The sequence below is a fragment of the Candidatus Poriferisodalis sp. genome (assembly GCF_965208485.1).
Taxonomy (GTDB): Bacteria; Actinomycetota; Acidimicrobiia; order Acidimicrobiales; family Poriferisodalaceae; genus Poriferisodalis.
In genome coordinates, this window is the sequence record NZ_CBDBPA010000001.1 from 1 (window position 1) to 7565 (window position 7565).

General features: G+C 67.9%; 5 protein-coding genes. All 5 read left to right on the forward strand.

Annotated features, from left to right (window positions below):
- Positions 1-495 (forward strand): hypothetical protein (locus tag ACOGXQ_RS00005; protein WP_419943611.1); only part of this gene is annotated, 495 nt, incomplete at its 5' end.
- 151 nt (positions 496-646) lie between these two features.
- A complete protein-coding gene (locus ACOGXQ_RS00010; RefSeq protein ID WP_419943612.1) occupies positions 647-1369 on the forward strand; it encodes an RDD family protein in 723 nt (240 codons plus the stop codon).
- Positions 1370-1383: 14 nt separating this feature from the next.
- Positions 1384-1986: a calcium-binding protein gene (locus ACOGXQ_RS00015; protein WP_419943613.1), complete on the forward strand. Its 603-nt coding sequence runs from the start codon at positions 1384-1386 to the stop codon at positions 1984-1986.
- Positions 1987-2156: 170 nt separating this feature from the next.
- The gene (locus tag ACOGXQ_RS00020) at positions 2157-3407 is read left to right on the forward strand and encodes an RDD family protein (RefSeq protein WP_419943614.1); all 1251 of its coding nucleotides are present in this window, start codon (positions 2157-2159) and stop codon (positions 3405-3407) included.
- Positions 3367-7565, forward strand: a 4199-nt coding sequence (locus ACOGXQ_RS00025; RefSeq protein WP_419943615.1) for a Calx-beta domain-containing protein, incomplete at its 3' end; no start/stop codon positions are given. The genes ACOGXQ_RS00020 and ACOGXQ_RS00025, both read left to right, overlap by 41 nt.

Below are 7565 nucleotides of genomic sequence, written 5' to 3' on the forward strand. Positions count from 1 at the left end.
CGCTGGGCGGTCCCGACCGTCGCGGGAATGGCGCTGCTGTGGATCACATGGGAAGCAATCGCCATGCTGCTCACCGACGACTACGGCGGCCGCGGCGGCGACATCTTCTCCATCATCAACATCTTTTCCGTCATCGACGGAGGCCGCGAAACCCCGTTCGCCGAAAACCTCCTCGCGTGGGTGCTGCTGAACGCTGTCTTCTACGGCGTTGTCGCTGGGCTGCCGTTCATGTCAGGCGTGCTGTGCCTCGCAGGCCGGCTGCGCCGCGGCGACGGCAGCGGCCTGCACGACAAGGCCGCAGGAACCGTCGTCGTCATGCGCAAGACCGTGCCTGCCGCGGCATGGGAGTCCATCGGCTCCCGCTGGAATCGGTTCTCGCGACAGCTCGATGCGGAGATCACGGAGCAGTATCGCGCCGACGCTTCCGCTTCTGACCCCTCAGCAGCGGGGTTCGTCACTGAGGATGATCCGCTCCCTATGCAAGACGAGGGCTGACTAACGCCGTGACATGTTCCCAAGACAGCGGCGAAAGCACGGACACCACTCACAGCGGCGGCCACGGCACCGACCACCTCGTCGAGGGCGACGGCGCCGACACTTGCAGTCGCGCCAGCACCACGACCGGCTGCGAACCAGCCGGCAGGCCATGACAAGCCCGGGCCGCGGCGACGCTGTCCCGGAAGGTCCGCCGGCCCCGGGCGGCGACTCAGGAGCGTCGCCGGTCGTGGCGGGGCTGGGCAGACGGCTCGGCGCGAGATGCGTCGACACGCTGCTGCGACTTCCGCTCGCGTACTTCATATTCGCCTGGTCGGCGTTTCTGTATTGGAACATTTGGGGGGAGAGGGACACGGCGGGGCCCCCCCAGAACTGGATCGTGAGTTGGGTCGCGGGCGCGGTGCTGGTGGCCTATGAGCCGGTAGTGATCTCGCGGACTGGCTGCACGTTGGGCAAGCTGATGTTCGGGATCAGAGTGCGACAGCGGTCCGATCCCACCAGGACTCCGACGCTCTGCCAGGCGCTGGTGCGCTGGGCAGTCCCGGTCGTGTGGGGTGGCGTGCTGCTGTGGGTCTCCTGGGAGGCGCTCGCAGCGCTGCTACTCGACGACTACGGCGGACGCGGCGGCGACATCTTCTCCTTCATCGACGGAGGACGCGAGACTCCCTTCGCCGAGAACGACCTCGCATGGGTGCTGCTGAACGCGGTCTTCTACGGCGTTGTGGCCGGGCTGCCGTTCATGTCAGGCGTGTTGTGCATCGCCGGCCGACTGCGCCCCGGCAACGGCAGCAGTCTGCACGACAGAGCCGCAAGAACCATCGTTTTGCGCAGCTCGGCAAACGGCGACGGCCGAACAAGCGGCGGCTCCGGCTAGCAATTGGATGCACCGTGGTTCGGAGTTACCAGAACGACCTAATCCGGGCCGGCCCTGGTGATGACGCGATGCGCGGCGGCGCTGGCGACAACCGGCGGAAGGGCGGCATCGACGCAGACACCCTCGACGGCGGCGCGGGTGACGACAAGGTCACGGGCGGCGGCGGTGATGATCTGATCTGGGGCGGCTCCGGAGCGGACGCCTTCGACGGCCACGCCGGCAGCGACACCATCTGGGGAGGCCCCGGCATGGACACGATTCGCGGCGGCCCCGGCGACGACACCATCTGGGGCGACGCCGACAACGACACCGTTACCGGCGGTGCCGGTGCCGACATGCTGCACGGCGGCGCAGGCGACGACCATCTCGACGGCAACACCCAGAACGACACACTGTGGGGCGGTCCCGGCGTCGACACGCTCGACGGGGGCGGCCACGACGACGAGCTCCACGGCGGCCCGGGTGAGGACACGCTTCGAGGCGGCGCGGGCGACGACCGTCTCTGGGGCGGCATCGACGCGGACACCCTCGACGGCGGCAATGGAGTCGATCACGCAGACGGCGGTCCGGGCGCCGACACCTGCGTCCGCTTCGACACCACGACGGGTTGTGAGTGATCGACGATGGGCCTGCGCGAATCGTTGTCGACGCGCTGTGGCGACCCAGTGGTGGTCAGTGCCTGCGAGTCTGCTGCGGTTCGCAATCGCTGCCGCCGCGACCCGGTTGCCGTTTCTCGCCCAGGGCTCAGAGGTTGGTGCTATTGCCCAGCGTCAGGAGTGTCGCTGCGATGAGCGGTACCTACCGCGGCGGTGAGGCCCGGTTGGGCAACGGCCGCACGGTCGTGCTGGCGGAGCCGGAGCGGCGTTATGGGGCCAGGTTGTTGGACATGGTCGTGTTGTTGCCTGCTGTTGTGATGGTTGCGCAGTCACTGATCTTCTTCTCCTTCGCGGCGTTGGGCGGCAATGTCGAGCAGCGCTTGCTGGGCCTCGGCGGCGTGGTGGGATTGTGGGTGCTGGTGCTGTACGAGCCGGTGATGGTGGCGCGATGGGGTGCGACGGTGGGCAAGCGGGCGGTGGGGATCCGGGTCGTGTGTTTCGCGGACGGCGGATGGGTCTCGTACCGCAGGTCATGGCTGCGAGTGCTGTTGCCTTGTGCGGCGGGGGTGCTGACGCTGGGCGTGGGCTGGCTCGTGGTGATGTTGATGCTCGCAGCGTCGATGACATCGGGCCGCGACTGGCGGGGCTGGCATGACAGGCTTGCGGGCACGGTGGTGGTGAATGCCCCGCGCACGGGCGCCGGCGCTGAGCTGGAGGGACGCCGCGGGTTGACCGAGCGCGGCGAGGTTCACGTGGCGGCGGGCGGGGGTGTGCTGGCGCGTGCGGTTGCGTGGCTGGTCGATGCGGTCTGCGCGGCTCCGTTCGTGGTGTGGGGGACGTGGTCGGTGCTGGGTGCGTTGGAGAACTACGGCGTGCATCACTTGCATAGAGGCAATGCGACCTATAGCGAAGCAGTGGCCGACAGCGCGTTCCATTGGGTGCCGTCCACGGCGATGGCTGTGATGGTTCTTGTGGTGTGCGGGCCGATTGTTGCCAGCTGCTGGGGCGCGACTCCGGGTCAGCGGATTGCACGCGTCAAAGTGGTGAATCTCGGCCACAGCGGCCCGCCAATGCCTGGCCGTGCACTGCTGCGCTGGGCAGCCGGCGCGGTGCCGCTGCTGGTGGGTGCCGCCGCACTGACATGGGCGCTGTGGAGCGGAACCGAGGGAACCCCCGGGGTGTGGCTCGCCGTGGCGTCGTTCGGCGTTTGGATGCTGGTGCACGCCTCGGTGCTGTGGGACCCCCAGCGGCGCGGCTGGCGCGACAAGCTCGCAGGCACGATCGTGGTGCGCGCCCCGGCAACGGCATCGTCACAGGGACTGACCGACCGCCGGACATCCAACGCACAGGACATGGACCGGCGTTGGCGGGAGTTCATGGGTCGCGAACGCGCGGCTGCTGGTGAGCCCGACGGCCGGGGTGCTGAGGGGTCGCAGGGCTGATGCCGATACCCCGCTAGGCGCATTGGCGCCGTTCGCCGCTGGGTTCGGTGCGGCTGGTGACGTGGTGGTGGAGCACACGGCTGGCCCGGCGGGCGGCACGGTGTTGTTCGCCTATGAGGTGTGCGACTCGCTGGGAGCCTGCGAGTCCGCTCAGGTGACGATCATGGCCAGCACTGCGGATTGCACGATCACCGGCACCGAAGGAGATGACACCATCCGCGGCACTGTCGGCGTCGACAAGCCGCGGCGCCCCGGACGCACCGCACGCGACACGCCGGCCACCCCTGCTGCGCAACGCGTCGCGCTGATGGCGTTCTATAGCGCGACCGGCGGGTCGAACTGGACCCGCAACGCCAACTGGGGCACCGCCGCACCGGTTCGGGACCGGTCCGGCGTCACCACCAACACCGACGACAACATCACCCGCCTGTACCTGCACACCAATCAGCTGACCGGTGCGATCTCAGCCGAAATCGCCGATCTCGCCAACCTCACCACGCTGTATCTCTCCAGCAATCGGTTGACTGGTTTGCCTGCTGAGATCGGCAGCCTCACCAACCTCGCCTGGCTGTGGCTCGACGGCAATCGGCTGTCGGGCTGTGTGCCTGCGTCGCTTTCTGCGGTCCCGAACGTCAGGCTCGATGCGGGCGTGTCGTTCTGCGAGCCGGCGCGGGTGTCGGTCACCGACGCGTCGGTGACCGAAGGCGACGGCGAGGCTGTGTTCACGGTGACGGTCCAGCCCGGCACCGACACCGCCGACACATCGGTCTCGCTGCCATGGAGCACCGTGTCGGGCACCGCCGCTGCGGGCTCGGACTACCAGGGCTCCTCGGGGACGCTGCAGATACCCGCCGGCGCTCGCTTCGCGACGATCGCCGTGCCCGTCACCGACGACAACACCCCAGAAAGCACCGAGACGTTCAGCATCAATCTGACCGTTTCCGCCGGCGCGACGCTCGCGGACACCACCGCGACAGCCACCATCATCGACGACGACGGGACTGTGCCGGGTCTGTCGCGGGTCGCGCCGTGCGAAGGCGCCGTGTTGACCGGTTCTGTGGCGGGGGTGTTCGATTTCGCCCAGTCGGGCTATGGGGGCGATTCTCATGTGTTCGTGGATGTGGACGTGACCTGCGCCGCCTCCAGCGAGGCGGTGGGGCTGCCGGTCGGGGTGGAGGTCACCTCGGGGCCCGCGTCGAGCCTGGGCGCCAGCGGCCATTGCATCACCCGTGCCGGCGCCCAGCAGGTGACCCGCTCCACCGGCACGGGCCAGGGCTGTGTCGCCGACTCGGTCGCCCGCCCGATCACGGGTGATGTCGCGGGGCGTTCGACCCATCTGGTGCGCATTCCCGATGCCAGCATCGGGCAGATGCATCAGCTGCTGGCGTGGATCGACGCTGATCGTGACGGCACCCACGGCCGCGGTGAGCCGTTTGTGGACTTCGAGTCCGATTTCGAGTCCCGGGTCCTCGGCGCGGACGGCGAGACCGCATTCGGGATGCCGCAGCGCTTTGAGGTGTCGCTGGTGACGCCGTGGAGCGATCGGGTCAGCCGTGCGGGGCACTACACGTCGCTGCGGCTCATCCTGCGCACCCAAACCGATGAGGTGATCGGGTACACATTCGGCGGGCCGATCTACCGCCGGGACCCCGTCGCTGAAACCCCGGTAGGCGTGTCGATGCTGGCAGGCCCCAGCCGCACCGCAGCGGTGATGTGCTCGGTGCCGCCCACCGACGTGGTCCCTTCGCCGGGTTACTCGAGAATCTGCGTGACCGACGCGCGCGGCCATGTCGATGTGCGGTTCTTGGTGCCGCCGGGAGCGGTCAGCGTGCTGCGCCAACAGCACGATCTGCTGCGTGTCTGGCTCGACACCGACCAAGACAGCAGCTACGACTTCGAAACCGTCGACGAGAACCAGCGCATCGTCACACCCGAACCGGCCAGCACCCTGCGCGTCCCCCTCGCCAAAGCCGTCAACTACGTCGCACTCGGAGACTCATACTCCTCAGGCGAGCAGGGTCGCAGCGCCGTTGCGGGATTCGTGGGCAGCTACCAGGGCGAGAGCTCTGACCCTGCACTTGAGAATTCGAATCAGGCTGCGTGCCGCCGCTGGAGCGAGGCCTACCCCGAGATCATCGTTGAGGACTTCTTGGGCGCCGGGCTCGGTGTGGAGGTCACGTTCGCGACGTTCGCGTGCACCGGCGCGATCACCCACAACATCTTCGACCCGCGGCCGGTGGGAGACGGCGTCGACGAAGGCGACCTCGTAGACACGAACAGGCCGTCGCACAAAGCGCTGGGGCTGGACTACAACGAAGACACCGGGGTGCTTGCGCCGGCACCCGCCCATTGGGAGCCGCGCCAAGCAGTGTCGCTCGCCGACGTGCAGGCGATGAGCGATGTGGACATGATCACCGTCACCATCGGCGGCAACGACGCCGGCTTCGCGTCGACGATTCTGCGCTGCGTGACGATCGGGTGCGGGCAGGTCGGCTCGGAGGTGTTCGACGAGGTCGGCGAACGTGTCACGGCGACGCTCGGCCATCTCAAGACGGTCGCACCGAACGCTGTGATTTTCGTGCTGGGCTATCCGGCGGTGACCCCGCCGTTCGAGGGCTGCCCCGCAGCGACGCCGGAGATGATCGACACCTACGATCGAACCGGGCTCAGCGGAGCGTTCCTGTCCTTCGGTCTCTCGGACGGCTGCGTCGACGCCATCCGGGACTACGTCGAGTGGATCAAAAACTGCCGGCCGCTCGACGGAGGGCAGGCCCTTCACGCATCCAGTTCCGAATTGCTTGGTATCCGTATCGGTTCATTTCTTGCGGACCTGTTGGGATTCGCGGGTTCGACAAATCTTCACATCGACGCCGCCGAAGCGATTCATCTGCGCAACGCAGCTATCGACCTCAACGCGGCCGTTCGGTCGGCGGCAGCGGAGGCTGGCGTGCATTTCGTCGACGTGCTCAGCGAGGCGGCGCCGTCCGAGCGGAGCTTTTGGGACCACTCGCCGTGTCACGACGTTCCGTGGGTAAACGGCGTCGTTACCGACGATTCGTCGGGCTTCGTGGCAGACTCGGACGGCAGCTTTCATCCCAATCTGGACGGCCATCGAGGTGCCGCGCGGATCTTGGAGCAGTACATCCGCGATCGGGTAGCGGCTGGCGCTGCGCTGTCCGAGGCGGGACTGCCGACGAATCCGAGCCGGCGGGGCCCTCCGGGCTCGGGATCCCGCAGCCCCGCGGACGTGGGGACCGAAGTCGGCGACGGACGATCCGGCACCGCTGCGCACAAGCAAGTCGGCCGCGATTCTTCGAGCCAAAGCGACGCTGCGCAAGGCACCAATGACGAGGCAGACGACACCGCCGAGACCCCAACCAACACTGCGGGACATCTAGTGCAGCGGCGCGCGAGCGCGGTGTCGGGCTGCGGGGCGCCGTTCGTGACCACTGGCGAGCAGGTCCGGCTCACCGCCGCAGGCTTCGAATCGGGTACGACAGTGAGCTTCTCTGCACGTGCTGTGTCGTTGGGCGGCGCCGCATTGACCGCGCCGACACTCGGCGACGTTACGGCGGACACCGACGGCGCGGTCGATGTCGCTTGGACTGTGCCGACGGCGCCGGCGGTCGGCACAGACCCCGCCCCGCGCGCGTACGTCATCGACGCCATGGGCGACAACCGCGGCGGCGGCACTCACACCGCATACATGACCGTGCCGCTGGTCGCCTATCCGGGAACCGCGCCGTGTGCTGTGACGGACGAGGCGACGACGACGCTGGGCACGGCGGTGCAGGTCGATGTGCTGGCCAATGACATCGCGCCGACCGGAGGCAGTCTGGACGCTGCAACTGTGGAGGTTCGCTCGGCTGTGGGCGGCACATTCGCAGTCAACGAGACGACCGGCGCGGTGACGTTCACTCCCGATCCGGGGTTCTGGGGCATTGTCGCCACGACATACGCGATCTACGACGGCTGGGGGATCGGCGTCGAAGCAGATCTCACTATCACCGTGAGTGCGGGCTGCACAGTCACCGGCAGCGCCGGGGTGACGCTGATCGAGGGAACTGCGGGTAACGATGTGCTTTGCGTACCGGATCGTGATGACTGGCGGGCGTTTCATGTCATCGACGGCAAGGGCGGCGACGATGTCATCCTCGG

Excerpts from the sequence above, each read along its gene's own strand:
- ACOGXQ_RS00010 (WP_419943612.1), top strand. The coding sequence starts at position 647 with ATGACAAGCCCGGGCCGCGGCGACGCTGTCCCGGAAGGTCCGCCGGCC.
- ACOGXQ_RS00020 (WP_419943614.1), top strand. The coding sequence starts at position 2,157 with ATGAGCGGTACCTACCGCGGCGGTGAGGCCCGGTTGGGCAACGGCCGC.